We start from the raw sequence: 16,846 nt of genomic DNA on the forward strand, positions 1-16,846 counted from the left end.
GGCGGGGCTGGTGGCGAGGCATGAGGCGCCTCGCCACCAGCCCCGCCTCAGGTCGGCAGGGACTCGCGGAGGCGGTCGCCGCGGGCGATCTTGGCGTCGAGCTCGTCGCGGAACGAGTCCAGGCGCTTGATCTTGGCCTCCACCTGGTCCCGCAGCTTCAGGTAGGCCTCACGGGCCTCGTCGAGCAGGCGCAGGCGGTCCTCGTCCGCCGAGGCGGCCTGCCAGTCGTGGCGGACCCGGGCCAGCCGGTCCTCATGGCCGAGCACCTCGCGGACCTCGTCGAGGTTGAAACCGAGCAGCTGCTGCAGCTCGCGGATCCGGCGGACCCTGGCCAGGTCGTCCGGCGCGTACAGCCGGTTCCCGCCGGTGGTGCGCCCGGACGGGGTCAGCAGGGCCATCTCCTCGTAGTACCGCAGGGAGCGCACCGAGACGCCCACCTCGCGGGCCGCCGGTCCGATCCCGAGCAGCTCCGTCGCGCCGTCGTCGCCCGAGCCACCCACTAACGCGGCTTCGCTCACGCCGCGCCCCGTCGCCCCACCGTCCGTCATGCTTCCAGTATTCCCAGGAAGTCGGCCGGCCCGCAGCACGCCGGGCGTCCGAGGCCGGATGTCTGCCTCGCCCCGACCGCCCTCACGGGGATATGCCAAGCCATTCAGGGACCGACCCGTATGTCCGTATCCGCCTCCGCCGGGTCCAGGCCGCCCACACCACCGACGCCGATCTCGTCCGCGGCGACGTCGCCGGAAGCGGCCAGGCCCGCGGCGGTCTCGGCGGCGAGCGTCCGGTGCACTCGCGGGTCCTGCCCGCCGCGCATCCAGGAGATCACCGCGGCGAGCAGGCATGCCAGGGCCGCGAAGGCGAACGCCAGGTGCAGGCCGTCGCCGAAGGGACCGGAGATGAGGTGCGGGAAGAACTGCTGGCCGGTCAGGTAGTCGGCCTTGTCCGCCGGCAGCGTCGAGAGGGTGCCGTCGCCGAGCAGCTGCTTGATCGGGTTGTAGCCCAGGAACGCGGCGAACAGGCTGCCGACCGGCGGGATCCCGGCGATCTCGTGCGCCTTGCCGCTGGCGACGCCCTGCCCGACCAGGCCCGAGTAGAGCGTGTCCGGCAGTGACGAGGCGAGGCCCAGGCCGATGACGGTGAAGAAGACGCCGATGGACAGCACCTGCGCCGAGTTCTGGAACGTGTTGAGCATGCCCGCGCCCGCGCCGCGCCGGTTGACGGGCAGCGAGTTCATGACGCTGGTGGTGTTCGGCGCCGCGAACAGCCCCATCGACATGCCGATCAGCGTCAGGGCCAGCGCGAACCAGACGTAGCCGAAGTCGATCGGGATGACATCGAAGATGGCGAAGGCGGCCGCACTGATGATCATGCCGAACGTGGCGAACGGGCGGGCGCCGTAGCGGTCCGTGAGCCGGCCGGCGATCGGGCCGGCGATGAGGAAGCCGAYGGTCATCGGGATCATGTAGATGCCGGCCCACAGCGGGGTGCGCTCGAAGCTGTAGCCATGCAGCGGCAGCCAGATCCCCTGCAGCCAGATGATCAGCATGAACTGCAGCCCGCCGCGGGCGAGCGCGCCGAGCATGCCGGCGACCGCGCCCATCGTGAAAGCCCTGTTCTTGAACAGCTCGAGCGCGAACATCGGGTCGGCCACCCGCGTCTCGATGAAGCAGAACGCGATCAGCACGACCACGCCGCCGATCATGGAGGTGAGCACGAACGGGTTCGTCCAGCCCATGGTGTGCCCGCCGTAAGGCTGCAGCCCGTACACGATGCCGACTAGCACCGCGATCAGCCCGACCGCGAAGGTGAGGTTGCCGGCCCAGTCGATGCGTGCCGGCGTCCGCACGCCGTTGTCCTTCAGCTTCAGGTAGGCCCAGACGGTGCCGAAGACGCCGAACGGCACGGACACGACGAAGACCAGATGCCACTCGATCGGCGCGAGCAGACCGCCGATCAGCAGGCCGAGGAACGACCCGGAGATGGCCGCGACGCCGTTCACGCCGATCGCGAAGCCGCGCTGGTCGGCCGGGAACGCGTCGGTGATGATGGCCGTCGAGTTGGCCATCAGCATCGCGCCGCCGATGCCCTGGATGACCCGGACGATGATGATCCACAGTGCGGCCGCGTCACCGTGCATCCAGGTGACGGCCAGCAGGATCGAGGCGGCGGTGAACACCGCGAAGCCGAGGTTGTAGACCCGGACCCGGCCGTACATGTCGCCGACCYGGCCGAGGCTCACCACCAGCACCGACGTGACGAGCATGAAGCCCATCAGGATCCAGAGGAAGTACGACGTGTTCCCCGGAGCCAACGGGTCGATCTTGATGCCCCGGAAGATGTCCGGCAGTGCGATCAGCAGGATCGACGCGTTGATCGTCGCCATCAGAATGCCGATGGTCGTGTTGATCAGGGCGACCCACTTGTAGCCGCTGTCCCGTGCCGCCGTCGCCCCCGTTGTCCCCGTCGAGCCGGGGACAACCGCTGTGCCTGGGGCGGCTACCGCGTCTGGGGCGGTCCTGGTGCCTGGGACGCCCGGCCCCGGCGGTGCCGAGGTGTTGTGCGGGCTCTGTGACCGGCTTGTGCTCTTCGCTCTGCTCTCCGACGTCGCCACGTCCTCCGACGCTACTACCTCCATCTCACGTGAACGTGAGATTCGCGTCGCCTTTCCATCCGCGGCGGGTACCCCAGAGTGGTCGCCGCGCACTCACAGTGGTCATGCGCTGGCGGCGGTTGTCATGTGCGGCCACCGCCGGTCTGTCGGCCACCGCCGGTCTGTCGGCCGCCGCCGGTCTGTCGGCCACCGCCGCCCGGCGGCCKGGGTCCAGGCCTCCGACCACCCGCCAAGCGCCAGTTCGCCTACACCGTCGGCGATCATTGGCACTCAACCGGAGGGACCTCATCCATGATCGCCACCTGAGTATGCGGACTGGTTCTCCACGGCCCGATTTGTCGTATTTGTGCGTACCTTGTTCGCGATCAGCCTGGCTCATCACCGCTCAGGCGCGCCAAAGATCGCCGGATGGGCATGCGCGCTGGTGTGCGGGAGGTTGACGCTCGCCCAGCGAAGATCCACAAGGCATCCAGCGGGCTGGGTGATCGCCGGAGACGGCCGCCAACCAGGTGGTAGGCCGCTCATTCGAGTTCATGATGGGCCCCGTTTCTGCCGCTGGCGCCCCGACCCGGGCTGACCCCGCCAGGCTTGGCCGCGGCCCGGCCCGGCGTGGCCCGGTACCAGGCCTGGCGCCGATTGTCGTGCTGTCAGGCGGACATCACCTCAGGCGGGACAGCGAGCAGGGTGGCGACCCTCGCCACGATCCATCCTGGTCGGTGTTCGACGTCGGCCCAGGTGAATCGCTGTACCCGCCATCCGCGTTCGACGAGTCGGTTCTGCCGGTCACGGTCACGGTGAATCGGGAGGGGAGCCGAGTGGTAACCAACGCCATCCGCCTCGACGAAGACCCGACGTGATGGCCAGGCCAGGTCCAGGCGGGCGATGATCGAGCCGCCCTCGTCATGCACATGGTGTTGCAACTCTTCGGCTGCCAGACCCGCGTCGGCGAGGATCAGCCGCACGTGTGTCTCCAGCGGCGACTCCGAGCGACCATCGACTTCGGCCAGCCACGGGCGACGGGCGACCGCACCTCGTCGTCCGAACAGCTGCGCGCGGACCGCGTCCATACCGGGAATCCAGCCCGCACGCAGCCCGGCGTCGAGAACCGATATCGCCCTCATTCGATCAAAGGTGAGCGTGAGATCCGCGAGTGTTCGGGCAGGCGAGGTGATGGGGATACCGGCCAGGTTGTGCACGTCACGTGCCTCGATCTCGCCCACATGGAATGCGACCCCAAACGCGGGGGCATGCGAGTTACACCGACTGACCAGCAGGTGTACGGGCTCGGCTGGACCGGGTAGTGGCAAGGCGTCGAGTCCGGCGACCCGTGCCGCCGTGATGCCACAGACCACCGCGTCTGGCCGCCGAACAACGGCCGCGCGCGCGTTACCCCGAATCGGGTCGGCGCCTGGGACTAGGTAGGTGGCCCGGCCCGGTCGGGACCATTTGCCGGTGCGCACCAGCCACCTGATCCGGCCCGCCGTCAAGCCGGCCTCCAGCGCCTGCTCACGCGTGATCATGCCGTCCTGTCGTCGCGCGATTCGGAGGGCATCGGCGAGGCTCATGTCCGCGAGCCTCTTGCGATCAAGATCGGTCACGTCCGCAGGTTTCTCCGGTGCGGGTGAACAGGCAAGCGGCCGGCGGATCCTTGTGGACGACGGTCCGTTTTCCCCAACTGACGTCACGCCTCGAATGGTCGTTCGACGCGCGAGGGCCGACGCGCGGAAAATCGTACGGGTCGCAGGGAATCGCGCGGGGGCGCAGGGGCTAGGGCCGGTTGCGGGGAATGGGGCGTCGGTCGCCTCGAAGGTCGCTTCTTGGGGTCGCGCCGCTGTCTCGCCGAGCTGACGTGATCATCTGTGTCGCGCGCCTCGGCCAGACCGACCAGTAGGAGCTGGTATTCCGTCGCAGGGCCGGCCCTATGTTGGTCGCCGTCGGCGGGTGAACGCGCGCAACGGCTGGCCTAGCCGGAGCCGCCGATGCGCCACTCCGCGGGCGCCGCTGCGCATACCCCAAGGGCGATCATGACCGGACTAGGCTGCATCCGGCAATCTTGATCGTTCGTGGTGCATACATAAATGGGGTAAATAGACTCGGTGAACGCCCGCGGACATACCGGATGAGCGATCATCGGCTGGGCTCCGCGAAACGACCTAGTTGATCGCCGCCTGGGCATGCGGACTGGCGGAGTTCGGCCTGAGGAGGCCGGCTGGCGCAGGTCGTGCTTCCGGTGCCCGGCCTCGCGGACGCCGAGCAGCCCGCCCCGGTCGTCGTCCTCACCTTCGACCCGGACGTGCTCGGGCCGCACTGGATCGCCGAGTACGCCCCGGAGCCGCTCGCCTTCGAGAACCGGCGCATGCTCACGATCGACCGGGTCAGGCGGCGCTCGGCGGGACCGTAACCGTCGCTTCTGTGTCAATCCCGCCGACTGCGTTGATGGCTTCGTGGAGGCCTTCTACGGCCGCCCCGAATGCCTGCTCGACCCGACGGTCCGTGAAGCCCAGTCCGCCTGGGGTCACATTGCGTCCGACGCAGCCGCCCGCGCCGCCGACCGCCTGCGCGCCGGCGTCGTCTCCGGTGCCTGGGACCGCCGCCACGCGGCGCCGCGCCACCAGCCCGCCCTCGTCGGCTCGCCGCGTCTCGTCACCGCGTGCCGGTGAGGCGGCCGCGACGGAGCCCCGAGATCCCGAGATCGAGATGGAGCCCCGTGGCGAAACCCGACCCAGAGCCCCGCGACGGTGACACCGGGACCCCTGGGTGGAACCTCAGTCCGACGCCGGCCGGGACTCGGTGCCGAGCCAGGCGAGGACGGCGGTGCGGGTGAGCCGCCAGGCCTCGCCGATGCGGCGGGCGGGAAGATCGCCGGACTCGACCAGGGCGCGGACGTCGTCGACCGAGACCCGCAGCAGCTCGGCGGCCTCCTCGAGCGTCAGGACCTCGCTGACCGGGGCGGCGGGTGCCGGATCGGAGGTGTTCCCCCGGTCCGCCCGTGCCCGCGTCTCGCCGGCGCCGGTCCCCGGGCTCCAGACGTCGGCGGCGCGCTTCTTCCAGAAGTCGCCAGGCCTGGGCGCGCGGGGCGCGCCGGTGGACTCCTCGCGGGCCCGGTCGTCGGCGCCCTCGTCCTCGCCGACCGGGCGCTCGTTCGTCCCCTTCCCGCTCGTGCCCTTCCCGCCCGGTCCCCGTCCGTGCGGACGGAAGACGAGCTCATCCCCCTCGATGTCGAGGTGGTCGGATACGAGGGTGGCCAGCAGGTCGCGCTTGCTGACGCCGAAGCGCTCGGCCGCCTTGTCCAGCTTCTGCGCGAGCTTGTCCGGCATGCGGACGTAGACGGCTCTGGTCGGCTCGGATGGAGTCACCATGACCTCCGTTGGTGGCCGGCCGCGCCAGGCAGGCCGGCCGAAGTCTGCGTTGATTGCTAGCTATCGTATAGCTATCTGCGGTAAAAACGGTGGAACCGAACGAGAACGAGCGCTCCCGGAGGAAGTCATGGAGACGACAGACGCCGTGCCGGCGGGGCGGTCGGGGCGGTCGCGCAACCCGCTGGGCCGGGTGCTGCGGCGGGCCGAGGTGACCGGTACGGAGCAGCTGGCGGCGCGCACCCGGCTGGTCCGGCTCGCCGGCGAGGCGCTCGCCGGGGTCGCCTGGACGCCGGGCCAGCACGTCAGCATGGTGCTCGCGGACCCGTCCGCGCCAGGCACCTGGCTGCGCAACCCGCGCGACCTCAAGCGCACCTACTCCGTGTGGGACTACCACCCGGACGGCCGGCTCGACCTGGCCCTCTACGACCACGGCGGCGACGCCCCGGGCGCCCGCTGGGCTCGCGCGGCCGCGGCGGGCCGGGCCGTGCTGGTCAAGGGACCGGAGGGTCACCTGGTCGCCCAGCCGGACGCGCCGTACCACGTGTTCGCGGGCGAYGACACCGCCGCGGTCGCGTTCGGAGCCATGCTGCGGGCCCTGCCCGCCGACGCGCCGGTCTTCGGCGCGATCGAGCATGACCGTCCGGGCGACGCGCTCCCGCTCGCGCGCCGCGACGAGCTCACCCTCGTCTACCGCGAGGGCGAGCCGGCCGCCGACTCGCCGCGCCTGCCGGCCGCCCTCGCCGCGCTCGCGCTGCCCGCCGAACCCGGCGTCGCCTACGTGGCCGGCGAGGCGCGCACCATCCAGGCCGTCCGGCGCCACCTCGTGGAGGACCGTGGCTGGCCGCGACGCGCCGTCATCACCCATCCGTTCTGGACCCCGGGGCGCCGCGGTATGGACTGAGGCGCGGGGACCGGCCCGGGCGTGCCCGGGCCGGGATCCGTCAGAGCAGCAGGATGACGGCCAGGCTGGTCAGGCCGAGTGCGATGGTGAGGGCCGCGGTGGCGGCGATGACGCCACGGTCGGCGGGGGAGCGGCCCAGCTGGATGGCCGCGACGGTCGCGCGGTAGCGCCGCTGGGCGCGGCTCGTCAGCAGCGCGGCCGCGAGCAGGGTGAGCAGACCAGGGACCGCGAGCACGAGGTGACCGTCGAACGCGTTGTGCAGGAACAGCGCGCCGAGGGCGGCGAAGCCGAGGCCGGTGCGCTGCCAGGCGAGGTGGGTGCGCTCGCTCTGCAGACCCGGGTCGAGCTGCTCGGTGGGGTGCACCCGTGGACCGCCCGGGCCGCGCGTCACTGGTGGCCGCGGGCGACGTCGACGAGAACGAAGGCGAGCGCGAAGACCATGACGACGGCGATCCCGAGGCTGGTGAGCTGGGGAAGCCGTGACGGGGGCAGCGGCGCGCCGAGCCGGATCGCGCGCTCCCGGCGTTCCCAGCGGGCGTAGCTGGTCGCCGCGATCGCGATCGCGATCACGATCAGCGCGATCCCGAGCAGATGGCGCGCCCAGCCGATCGAGAAGGTCGGCACGAGCTGYACCACCGCGACGCCGCCGGCCAGCAGCGCCAGCGCCGTGCGGATCCAGGCCAGAAACGTGCGCTCGTTCGCCAGGCTGAACCGATAGTCCGGCTCCTTGCCCATGGTGTGTATCGGCCGCCGCGAGCGGTCGCGCCCCTGGTGCCACAGCCGGCGCAGCCACTCCATGCCGCCAACCTAACCGCCGTCGGCCGGGCTAGGAATGGCGGACATTGTTAGTCGACCAGGTGTGGAAATTGATGCTTCGTACCCTGATTGTTCGTTTCACCGGACACGGCTGGGTGGGTACGTCGGCCGCTCGGAGGGCGCACGCAGGGTGGTGCTCGGTCAGCAGGTCCGCACGAACGGAATGTCCGGCACCTCGTCGCGCCATTCCGCCGGGGACATCCCCCCGGCAGCCACGCCGCAGGCCACCGGGCGCAGACGACCGCTCAGCGCCGATGTTCCGCGAACGTCGTACAGCCGCAGCCGTCCACCGCTCCCGATACCGCCCGTGGTGGCGAGCGTGCGTCCGTCCCGGCTGAACGCGAGACCGAGGAGGTTCTGCTCGTCGACGACGCTGGCGGTGCGGGTCGGCTCGCGCGGGGTGGTGACGTCGTACAGCCGTAGCCGGCCGCCAGCAGCGGTRCTGTGGGCGCTCGTGGTGGCGAGGGTGCGCCCGTCGGGGCTGAACGCGACCAGGGAGAGGTTCTGGTCGTCGTCGACGCTGGCCATGGAGATGGGATGGTGCGGGTCGCCGACGTCGTAGAGCCGTAGCCGCCCGCCCTCCACGTTCGTGACGGCACTCGTGACGGCCAGGGTGCGTCCCCCGGGGCTGAAGGCGACCGCGATGAGATCCTGGTCGTCGTCGATGGCGGCGGTAGGCCGCGGGTCGCCCGGGTCGCCGACGTCGAACAGCCGCAGCCGGCCGCCGCCGGCGCCGCCATGGGCGCTCGCGGTCGCGAGGGTGTGCCCGTCGGGGCTGAACGCGACCAGCGAGGAGCTCAGGTCGTCGCCGATGCTGGCGACCCGCCGTGGGTGGCGTAGGTCGCTGATGTCGTACAGCCGCAGCCGCCCGCCGTCGGTGTCGGGGAGCGCGCTGGTGGTCGCGAGGGTGTGCCCGTCGGGGCTGATGGCGACGCCGACGACGTTCTGGTCGTCATCCACGGCGGCGATGCGGACAGGGTCGCGCGGGTCGCTGACGTCGTACAGCCGTAGCCGCCCGCGAGCCGTATCACCGCCGGAACTCGTGGCGAGCGTGTGCCCGTCGGGGCTGAACGCGACCGCGCCGAGACCCTGGTCGTCGTCGACGGCCGCCGTGAGGGCCGGGGCGTGTGGGTCGTTGATGTCGTACAGCCGCAGCCGGCCTCCGCGTCCGTTGATCCGCGCGCTGGCCACGGCGAGGGTGTGCCCGTCGGGGCTGACCGCGGCCAGGGCAAGGAACTGGTCATCGTCGATGGCGGCGGTGCCGACCGGGTTGCGCGGAGCGGCGAGGTCATACAGCCGCAGCCGGCCCCCGTTCGTGTCGTTTGGCACGCTGCCGGTGGCGACTGTCCGGCCGTCGGGGCTGAACGCGACCGAGGCGATGTCTTGGTTGTCTTTGACGGTCGTGGTGGGCAGCGGGTTGCTCGGGTCGCGGACGTCGTACACCCGCAGCCGTGTCCCGTCCGCGTCGCCGCGCGGGGTCGTGATGGTCAGGACGTGCCCGTCAGGGCCGAACGCGAGACTGTATATGTCGTCGTCGGCGTCGTCGGCGTCGTCGGCGATGGTGCCGACCTGGGCCGGCCCGCGCGCGGCACCGACGTCGTACAGCCGGACCTGGCCGCCGCTCCCGTCGCCGAGGTCGCTGGCGATGGCGAGGCTGCGCCCGTCGGGGCTGAACACTGCCTTGGCCAGGTTCCGACCGTCGTCGAGCGTCGCGGTGCGGGCCGGGTCGTGCGGGTCGCTGACGTCGTAGATCCGGATACGGTGACCGGTCTCGGCGGAGGGCCGGCTGACGGTGGCCAGGGTGCGTCCGCCCCGGCCAAACGCGATCTTGAAGAGACTCTGATCCTCGTCGACGCTGGCGACGCGGTCCGGGGCGCGCGGGTCGCTGACGTCGTACAGCCGCAACCGTCCGCCGCCCTCGGTGATGCCGGAGCTCGCGGTCGCCAGGGTGCGCCCGTCGGGGCTGAACACCACATCGACGAGGTTCTGGTCGTCGTCGATGCTGGCGGTCCGCGCCGGGCCGCCTGCGCCGCCGAGGTCGTACAGCCGCAGGTGCCCGCGGCCGGTCTCGATGGAGGAGCAGGCGACCGCGAGGGTCCGCCCGTCGGGACTGAACGCGAAGTCAGCCAGAATCAGGTCGTCGTCGAAACTGGCGGTGCGGACCGGGTGACGCGGGTCACTGACGTCGTACAGGCGCAGCCGCGCCCCGTCCACGTCGTCCTGGCCGCTGATGGTGAGCAGGGTGCGCCCGCCGGGGCTGAACTGGACAGTCGACAGGGCCTGGTCGTCGTCGACGTGGGCGACGTCGGTCGGGTGCGCCGGGTCGCTCGCGTCGAACAGCCGCAGGCGGCCGCGGTCCTCGAGGTAGCTGGCGGTGGCGACGGTGCGCCCCTCGGGGCTGAACGCGACCTGGGTGATGTTCTGCTCGTCGTCCGCGGCGCCGGTCCAGGGCGCGGCGGCGAGTGTCGCCGCCAGGCTGGACCGGGCCTCGAAGCTGGAGACCAGCCGCTCCGCGGCGAGGTTCAGGGGGAGCGCGGCCGCCGGGTCGCGGTCGCGCAGCCGCTCGGCCTGGGTGACGAGTGCCCGGGCCGTCGCGAGGTTTCGCTGCGCGATCGCCTCCTGGCGCTGCCGGCCGACGTTGATCCACTGCGCCGTCGCGGTGGTGCCGCCGGCGGTGACGAGGAGCAGCAGCACGGTCAGCACCGCGATGGTGCGTCGCCGGCGGCGCTGGCCGTGCCGGCGACCGGTCGTCAGGAAGTCGCGCGCCGTGGACGTCAGGTCGCCCAGGTCGACGGCGGCCAGTGTGCCGGCGGCCAGGCCCAGGTTCCAGAGCCGCTCGACGGGGCGCCCGCGCCGATCCCAGTCGTCGGCCGCGGCCTCGGCCTGGGCGCGCTGGCGCAGCCGGTCGGACGCCTGACTGATCGCGGTGGCCAGCGGGGTCCACGCGGTCAGGAGCCGTTCGTGGGTGACCTCGACGGTGGCCGGCCCGCCGGGCTGACTGTCCACGGCGAGCAGACGGCGGGCGACGAACGGGGTGAGCGTGCCCCGCACCGGGTCGGGGAGCTGGTCGAGCGGAACCCGCCGCCGGGTGGGCCGGCCCTCGGCATCCACGGTGATCAGCCGGAGCAGGCCGGCGAGGACCTCCTCCTCGGTGCGGCCGGCGGCGGCCGTGGCCTCGGCGAGCGCGGTGTCCGCGTGCTCGACGAGGGCACCGCGGACCCCACCCGTCCGGTCATAGAGCGCGGCGGACAGCACCGTGGAACCCGTCTCCCGGGCTTCCGCGTGGAGTCGTTGCAGCGTGTAGGCGAGCAGCGGCAGCGCCTGCCCGTCGCCGGTGTCGGCGACCATGCGGGCGACCAGCTCCTCGTCGACCGCCAGCCCGGCCAGCCGCGCGGGCCCGCTGATCACGAGGGGCAGCAGGTCCCGGGACAGCGGATGCAGGGCCTCGGCGCGTACCCGCAGCCCGGCCGGTGTCGCCGCCTCGATGAGCCGGTCCAGATACTCGGACCGCAGTGTCATGACCACCCGCGCCGGTCCGGCGGTCGCGGCCGCCAGCACCTCGAGAAGGCGCTCCCGGCCCGCCTCGCCGCCGGCGGTGAGAAGCTCCTCCGCTTGGTCCACGACGAGCAGCAGCCGCCGCGCCGGCGGGTCCGCCGCCGCGAGCAGCTCCTCGACGACCTCCATGGTCATGCCCGGCTCGGTGAGCCGGTCGACGAGCCCGCCGCGGTCCCAGCCCAGGCCCCGCGCGCGGCCCGCCTCGGCGAGCACTCCCGCCAACGCGGCCAGCGGCCGGACGCCCGGCACCATCGGCCGCGTCACCAACCAGTCGGGATCATCGGCCAGTCTGGGCGCGAGCCCGGCCGCGACCAGCGACGACTTGCCGCACCCCGACGGGCCGACGACCGCCAGTAACCCGGCGCCGTCCGCCACCGGGCCCGCCAGCCTGCCCGCCAGCAGCCGGGCGTCGTCGTCGCGACCCTTGAAGACCGCCGCCCGGCTCGCGTCGAAGGCGGACAGCCCCGGGAACGGCGACCGGCCCGGCTGCCAGGCCGCGTCCCACGGCGCGGCCGGCCCGGGGAACCGTGGGGGAGTCGGGCTGGCATTCGTACCGCCCGGAAACACCGGGGGACGCCGCGGCTTGGCGCGCACGCCCAGCACCGCCGCGCGCAGCCGCTCCCCGGCCTCCCGCTGGTCCAGGCCGAACAGGTCGATCCCGACCACCTGGCCCAGCAGCCCAGGCCGCGGACAGTCCTCAACCCGGACCACCAGCAGCCTGCGGCCCTCGCCAGACGGGTCGGCGGCCCACGCCGCCTGCCACTCCGCCTCGCCATAGGCCGAGGTCAGGTACGCGGCCGACACCACCGCCACCGTGCGGGCCGCCGTCGAGGCGGCGCGGTGCATCTCGTGGACGAAATGCGAGCCGACGCCGAAGTCCCATGCCTGGATGAGCACGCGGTCGCCGGCGGCCTCCAGCTGCCAGGAGATCCACTCCGCCCAGCCCCGGTCGGCCGCCGTGTAGGACACGAAGAAGTCCGCGCCGTCGTCGACGCGCCCGTCGGCCCCCGCCAGTGGGTCCGCCCCCGTCACCACCCCATCAGGCTCCCACAGACGGGTGTACTACCGAAGGTAACGCGAAAGGCCCTAGAGCCAGGACGGGTCGGTGTCGAGTGTGGTGCGGTCGAGGCTCGCGAGCAGGTCGAGCTGGGGGCCGGTCCTCGGCAGCTCGTAGCGGAAGAAGTACCGGGCGGCCTGGCGCTTGCCGTCGTAGAACGCGCCGTCCAGGCCGTCGGCGGCGAGCGCCTGGGCGAGCCACAACCAGGCGACGACGACGTGCCCGACGGCCTCCAGGTAGACCGTGGCGTTCGAGAGCGTGACATCCGGGTCGCCGGCGCCGTGCAGCACGCCGGTGACCTCGACGACGCGGTCGAGGGCGGAGGACAGCTGGGCGCCCAGGTCCGCGAGCTCGCCGCCGGCGGCCGTCGCGGCGGTGACGGTGGCGCGCGCCGTCCCGACGAGCGCGGCGAGGCCCGCGCCGCCGCCGATGGCGACCTTCCTGCCGAGCAGGTCGAGGCCCTGGATGCCGTGCGTGCCCTCGTGGATCGGGTTCAGCCGGTTGTCCCGGAAGTGCAGCTCCACGTCGTACTCGCGGGTGTAGCCGTAGCCGCCGTGGACCTGGATGGCGAGGCTGTTCGCCTCGAGGCACCACTGCGACGGCCAGCTCTTCACGATCGGGGTGAGTGTGTCGAGCAGCAGGTGCGCCTGGTCGCGCTCGGCCTGGGTGGGCGCGGTGCGCTCGTCGTCCAGCAGCTTGCCGGCGTAGAGGACGAGCGCGAGCGCGCCCTCGACGTAGGACTTCTGCGCGAGCAGCATCCGCCGGACATCGGCGTGTTCGATGATCGGGACCTGGGGTGAGCGCGGGTCCTTCCCGGCCGGCGGGCGGCCCTGCGGGCGCTCCTTCGCGTATTTCAGCGCCTTCAGGTAGCCGGCATAGCCCAGAGCCATCGCGCCCGCGCCGACGTGCACGCGGGCGGAGTTCATCATCGTGAACATGTATGAAAGCCCCTTGTGGGGCTCGCCGACGAGGTAGCCGACGGCACCGGGCTCGCCGCCCGGCCGGTGGCGGCCCTCGCCGAAGTTCAGCAGCGTGTTCGTGGTGCCGCGGTAGCCCAGCTTGTGGTTGAGGCCGGCGAGCGTGACGTCATTGCGCTCGCCGAGCGAACCGTCATCCTCGACGAGGAACTTCGGGACGATGAGGAGGCTGATGCCCTTCACGCCCGCCGGGCCGCCGGGAATCTTCGCCAGAACCAGGTGAACGATGTTCTCGGACAGCTCGTGATCGCCGCCGGAGATCCACATCTTGTTGCCGAACAGGCGGTAGGTGCCGTCGGGGCGCGGCTCGGCCCGGGTGGTGATGTCCGACAGCGAGGAGCCGGCCTGCGGCTCGGACAGGCACATCGTGCCGTAGAAACGCCCCTCGAGCTGCGGGCGGACGTAGCGGTCGACCTGCTCGGGCGTGCCATGGGTGACCAGCAGGTTCGAGTTGCCGACAGCCAGGAACGGATAGGCGAACGTCGAGATGTTCGCTGCCTGGAACCAGGCGAAGCAGGCGCTCGCGACCACGTCGGGCAACTGCGCGCCGCCCAGCTCCGCGTCGAAGGTGGCGGCCGCCAGGCCGGTCTTCGCGAACACGTCCAGCGCCACGCCGACCTGCGGGATCATCGAGACCCGCTCCCCGTCGAACGTCGGCTCGTGCGTGTCGGCCGCGCGCAGGTGCGGATAGAAGTGCTCGGTCGCGACCTGCTCGGCGAGGTCGAGAACCGCGTCAAATGTCTCCCGCCCATGCTCGGCGAACCGTTCCCGGCTGGTAAGAGCCGTCACGTCCAGCCACTCATACAGCAGGAAGTCCAGATTTCGCCGCGACAACAGCACAGACTCGGCCATGGCGGTAACCGTAACCAGTTTGTCCTTGGTTCGCTCCGTCCGGGCAGCGCGCTACGGCCCCTTACTCGCTTCGCTCCCAAGGGACCTCCGTGCGCTGTCCTCCTCCGCGAACGTGCGCTCCGGCGACCTCCGCTGCGGCCCAACCCACGTCGCTTCGCTCGTGGGCCGGGCCTCCGCGGAGGCGCGCCTCCGCGCCAGCTCGCTTGCCTTCCGCGGTGACGTCACCAACCCGAGACCTCGGCGCTCGCGGGGATGCTTCTAGACCGGGTCGTTGTGGTTTGCTGACGTTCAGCGGCGGGTGACCGTGCGGGCGCGGAGGCGCGCCTCGCGGAGGCCCGGCCCCGGAGCGAAGCGAACGGGGTTGGGCCGCAGCGAGGTCGCCGGAGCGCCCGTGAGCGGAGGAGGCGGACCTCCCAGATCGACTTCGTCGATCCGGCAGGAACCCCGCGGCGCGGAGGTCCCTTGGGAGCGAAGCGAGCAAGGGGCCGGAGCGCCGTGCCCGCACGGAGCGAACCAGAGACAGGTGTCGCATACTTCGGGTCCGTGACCTCTGACCCGCGCGCCGAGGCGCTGTCCGAGCCAACCGCCCGACCGACGACGGATGGGCGGTGGGGCATCACCGTGCCGCTCGCCGGAGTGCCGCTGGCCGAGCACCCGGCCCGCTACGCCGAGCTCGCCGACCTCGGCTACACGGACATCTGGTCAGCCGAGGCGACCGGCGGCGACGGGGTCGTCCCGCTCGCGCTCGGCGCGACGCAGCGGCGGCTGCGGCTGGGCACGGCGATCCTGCCCGCGTTCACCCGCGGCCCGGCACTGCTCGCGCAGACGGCCGCGACCCTGTCGGCGGCGGCCGAGGGGCGGTTCGTGCTGGGCCTCGGCACGTCGTCGGACGTCATCGTCCAGAACTGGAACTCGATCCCGTTCGAGCGGCCCTACCAGCGGATGCTCGACACGGTCCGCTTCCTGCGCCGCGCGCTCGCCGGCGAGAAGATCACCGAGACGTACCCGTCGTTCACGGTCAAGGGCTTCCGGCTCGGCGTCGTCCCGCCCGCGCCCGTTTCCCTCCTGGTCGCGGCCCTGCGCCCGCGGATGCTGGGCCTCGCGGGCCGGGAGGCCGACGGCGCGATCCTCAACTGGCTGTCCCCCGACGACTGCGACCGCGTGATCCCCCATGTCCGGGAACACAACCCCGACGCCGAGATCGCCGTGCGCATCTTCGTCCTCGTCCACGATGACCCGGTGGCGGCCCGCCAGCTGCTTCGCCGCCAGGTCGCCGCCTACCTGACCGTCCCGGTGTACCGGGCCTTCCACGAGTGGCTCGGCCGCACGCCCGAACTGAGCGGCCTGTGGGACGCCTGGGCCGCCGGCGACCGTGCCGGCGCGTTGCGGGCCATCCCCGACGAGGTCGTCGACGAGCTGTGCGTCCACGGCTCGCTGGAGGAGTGCCGGGCCGGCGTCCGCCGCTACGTGGAGCACGGCGTGACGACCCCTGTCATCGCCCTGCTCAACGACGGCCCCGACGTGTCCAAGCTCTTCGCCGGCCTCGCGCCGGAGCCGGCCACCGTGTGACTCAGACGGCGGCTGTCCGGCAGATCCGGAAGCCGATGTTCGCGGCCATGTAGGAACGCATGCCCCGCGTATGTCCGGGCGTGGAACGTGACATGTCGGGGGACCGCGACATCCGGAACGACACCGTCTGCACGTCGGCGCAGTCGGCCCAGGATCCTCCCCGTAGCACCCGGTGTTCTCCGGACTCCGGGCCGCGTGGGTTGTCGGCCGGGCCGTGCTGGTAGTACTCCGCGTCGTACCAGTCGGCCGTCCACTCCCACACCGAGCCGGCCATCCCGAACAGGCCGTATCCGTTGGGCGGTAGTGCGCGCATCGGCCGGATCGCGAAGGCGTCGAAACGGTCGAAGTCGCAGAGTTCCGGCGTCGGCGGCTCGTCGCCCCAGGGACGGCGGCGGCCGCTGAAGCCGCCGCGGGCGGCGTGCTCCCATTCGGCCTCGGTGGGCAGGCGGTACTGGACGGCGCCGGTGCTCATCGCGGCGCACATCGCCGCGGCCTGATCCCAGGCGACACTGACCATGGGCTTGCCGTCGTATGTCCAGGGACGCTGGGAGCCACCCCGGTCCGGGCTGCCGAACAGGCTGACCGCGGACAGCGTCGGTCCTCCGGCACCGGAGGTGTACCTGGCGTCGGGAGCATGGGCGTGCCAGTCCCGGGCCCGGCGGGTCCCGTCCTCACAGTACTGCCGGCGGATCTTGTTGCCCTGGTGGAGCATGAAGGCGTCCTTACGCTCCAGCTCCTGGGGCGGGGTGCTGACGGGCGCCGGTTCCCAGCCGAGAACATCGCAGAACGTCGCCCAGCTCACCGCGGTCTCGGACAGCCAGTAGTCGCCGAGCCGGACCGGGCGCACCGGCCGCTCGTCCGGCTCTCCGTCCATCGAACCCATGAGGAACGTGCCGGCGGGGACGTAGCAGAACCGCAGGCCATGATCCTCGACCGCGAGGCCGTCGAGATGCACGGCTCGGGCGAGCGCGATCTCCTCGTCGTCCGGATCGACGGCGAAGGCCCGGTCGAAGGCTGTCGCGGCCAGCCGGTCGTCGCCGGCGGCCGCCAGCCGGTTGGCGATCTGGAACAGGGTGCGCGCGTCCCCGGCCGTGCCGTGATCCTCCAGCAGCCAGGCGTACTCGCCGTTCGCGGTCTTCTCAGTCATCG

13 protein-coding genes are annotated in these 16,846 nt (G+C 72.1%); 4 read left to right on the forward strand and 9 right to left on the reverse strand.

Annotated features, from left to right (window positions below; all coding sequences use genetic code 11):
* Positions 1-47 precede the first annotated feature (47 nt).
* The 3 genes from BCD49_RS25905 to BCD49_RS25915 all read right to left on the reverse strand — a co-directional run bounded on the left by BCD49_RS25905 (position 48) and on the right by BCD49_RS25915 (position 4,209).
* Positions 48-518, reverse strand: coding sequence for a MerR family transcriptional regulator (locus BCD49_RS25905; protein ID WP_241832399.1), 471 nt, complete (start codon positions 516-518; stop codon positions 48-50).
* A gap of 134 nt (positions 519-652) precedes the next feature.
* Positions 653-2,635, reverse strand: coding sequence for an MFS transporter (locus BCD49_RS25910; protein ID WP_083401693.1), 1,983 nt, complete (start codon positions 2,633-2,635; stop codon positions 653-655).
* A 623-nt stretch (positions 2,636-3,258) separates the two neighbouring features.
* The gene (locus tag BCD49_RS25915) at positions 3,259-4,209 is read right to left on the reverse strand and encodes a type IV toxin-antitoxin system AbiEi family antitoxin domain-containing protein (RefSeq protein ID WP_241832400.1); all 951 of its coding nucleotides are present in this window, start codon (positions 4,207-4,209) and stop codon (positions 3,259-3,261) included.
* Between the two features lie 623 nt (positions 4,210-4,832).
* Here BCD49_RS25915 and BCD49_RS25920 point away from each other — a divergent pair.
* Both BCD49_RS25920 and BCD49_RS25925 read left to right on the forward strand, forming a co-directional pair.
* Entirely contained in the window at positions 4,833-5,012 is a 180-nt protein-coding gene (locus BCD49_RS25920) for a hypothetical protein (RefSeq protein WP_027141356.1), read from the forward strand.
* Between the two features lie 43 nt (positions 5,013-5,055).
* A complete protein-coding gene (locus BCD49_RS25925) occupies positions 5,056-5,271 on the forward strand; it encodes a hypothetical protein (protein WP_027141355.1) in 216 nt (71 codons plus the stop codon).
* Between the two features lie 105 nt (positions 5,272-5,376).
* Here BCD49_RS25925 and BCD49_RS25930 read toward each other — a convergent pair whose 3' ends face one another.
* A complete protein-coding gene (locus BCD49_RS25930; protein ID WP_035931205.1) occupies positions 5,377-5,970 on the reverse strand; it encodes a helix-turn-helix domain-containing protein in 594 nt (197 codons plus the stop codon).
* A gap of 127 nt (positions 5,971-6,097) precedes the next feature.
* Here BCD49_RS25930 and BCD49_RS25935 point away from each other — a divergent pair, with 127 nt between their 5' ends.
* Positions 6,098-6,871 carry a siderophore-interacting protein gene (locus BCD49_RS25935; protein WP_007516391.1) on the forward strand — a complete coding sequence of 258 codons (774 nt, stop codon included), beginning with the start codon at positions 6,098-6,100 and terminating at the stop codon, positions 6,869-6,871.
* Positions 6,872-6,911: 40 nt separating this feature from the next.
* Here the strand turns inward: BCD49_RS25935 and BCD49_RS25940 are convergent, their stop codons facing one another.
* The 4 genes from BCD49_RS25940 to BCD49_RS25955 all read right to left on the reverse strand — a co-directional run bounded on the left by BCD49_RS25940 (position 6,912) and on the right by BCD49_RS25955 (position 14,128).
* The gene (locus BCD49_RS25940) at positions 6,912-7,235 is read right to left on the reverse strand and encodes a DUF202 domain-containing protein (RefSeq protein WP_007516390.1); all 324 of its coding nucleotides are present in this window, start codon (positions 7,233-7,235) and stop codon (positions 6,912-6,914) included.
* 23 nt (positions 7,236-7,258) lie between these two features.
* Complete coding sequence (locus BCD49_RS25945; protein WP_007516389.1) at positions 7,259-7,669, reverse strand: YidH family protein; 411 nt, start codon at positions 7,667-7,669, stop codon at positions 7,259-7,261.
* A 159-nt stretch (positions 7,670-7,828) separates the two neighbouring features.
* Positions 7,829-12,277 carry an nSTAND1 domain-containing NTPase gene (locus BCD49_RS25950; RefSeq protein WP_007516388.1) on the reverse strand — a complete coding sequence of 1,483 codons (4,449 nt, stop codon included), beginning with the start codon at positions 12,275-12,277 and terminating at the stop codon, positions 7,829-7,831.
* A gap of 51 nt (positions 12,278-12,328) precedes the next feature.
* Entirely contained in the window at positions 12,329-14,128 is a 1,800-nt protein-coding gene (locus tag BCD49_RS25955) for an acyl-CoA dehydrogenase (protein WP_007516387.1), read from the reverse strand.
* Positions 14,129-14,671: 543 nt separating this feature from the next.
* Here BCD49_RS25955 and BCD49_RS25960 point away from each other — a divergent pair.
* Positions 14,672-15,697, forward strand: a complete 1,026-nt coding sequence (locus BCD49_RS25960; protein ID WP_232794398.1) for an LLM class F420-dependent oxidoreductase — start codon at positions 14,672-14,674, stop codon at positions 15,695-15,697.
* Between the two features lies 1 nt (position 15,698).
* Here the strand turns inward: BCD49_RS25960 and BCD49_RS25965 are convergent, their stop codons facing one another.
* Positions 15,699-16,844, reverse strand: coding sequence for a formylglycine-generating enzyme family protein (locus BCD49_RS25965; protein ID WP_007516385.1), 1,146 nt, complete (start codon positions 16,842-16,844; stop codon positions 15,699-15,701).
* Positions 16,845-16,846: the final 2 nt, after the last annotated feature.

It is taken from the genome of Pseudofrankia sp. EUN1h (genome assembly GCF_001854645.1).
GTDB lineage: Bacteria > Actinomycetota > Actinomycetes > Frankiales > Frankiaceae > Pseudofrankia > Pseudofrankia saprophytica.

What these genes read in the sequence shown, in the direction of transcription:
- BCD49_RS25930 (WP_035931205.1), bottom strand. Translation starts at nt 5,970, where the DNA reads ATGGTGACTCCATCCGAGCCGACCAGAGCCGTCTACGTCCGCATGCCG.
- BCD49_RS25955 (WP_007516387.1), bottom strand. Translation starts at nt 14,128, where the DNA reads ATGGCCGAGTCTGTGCTGTTGTCGCGGCGAAATCTGGACTTCCTGCTG.
- BCD49_RS25965 (WP_007516385.1), bottom strand. Translation starts at nt 16,844, where the DNA reads ATGACTGAGAAGACCGCGAACGGCGAGTACGCCTGGCTGCTGGAGGAT.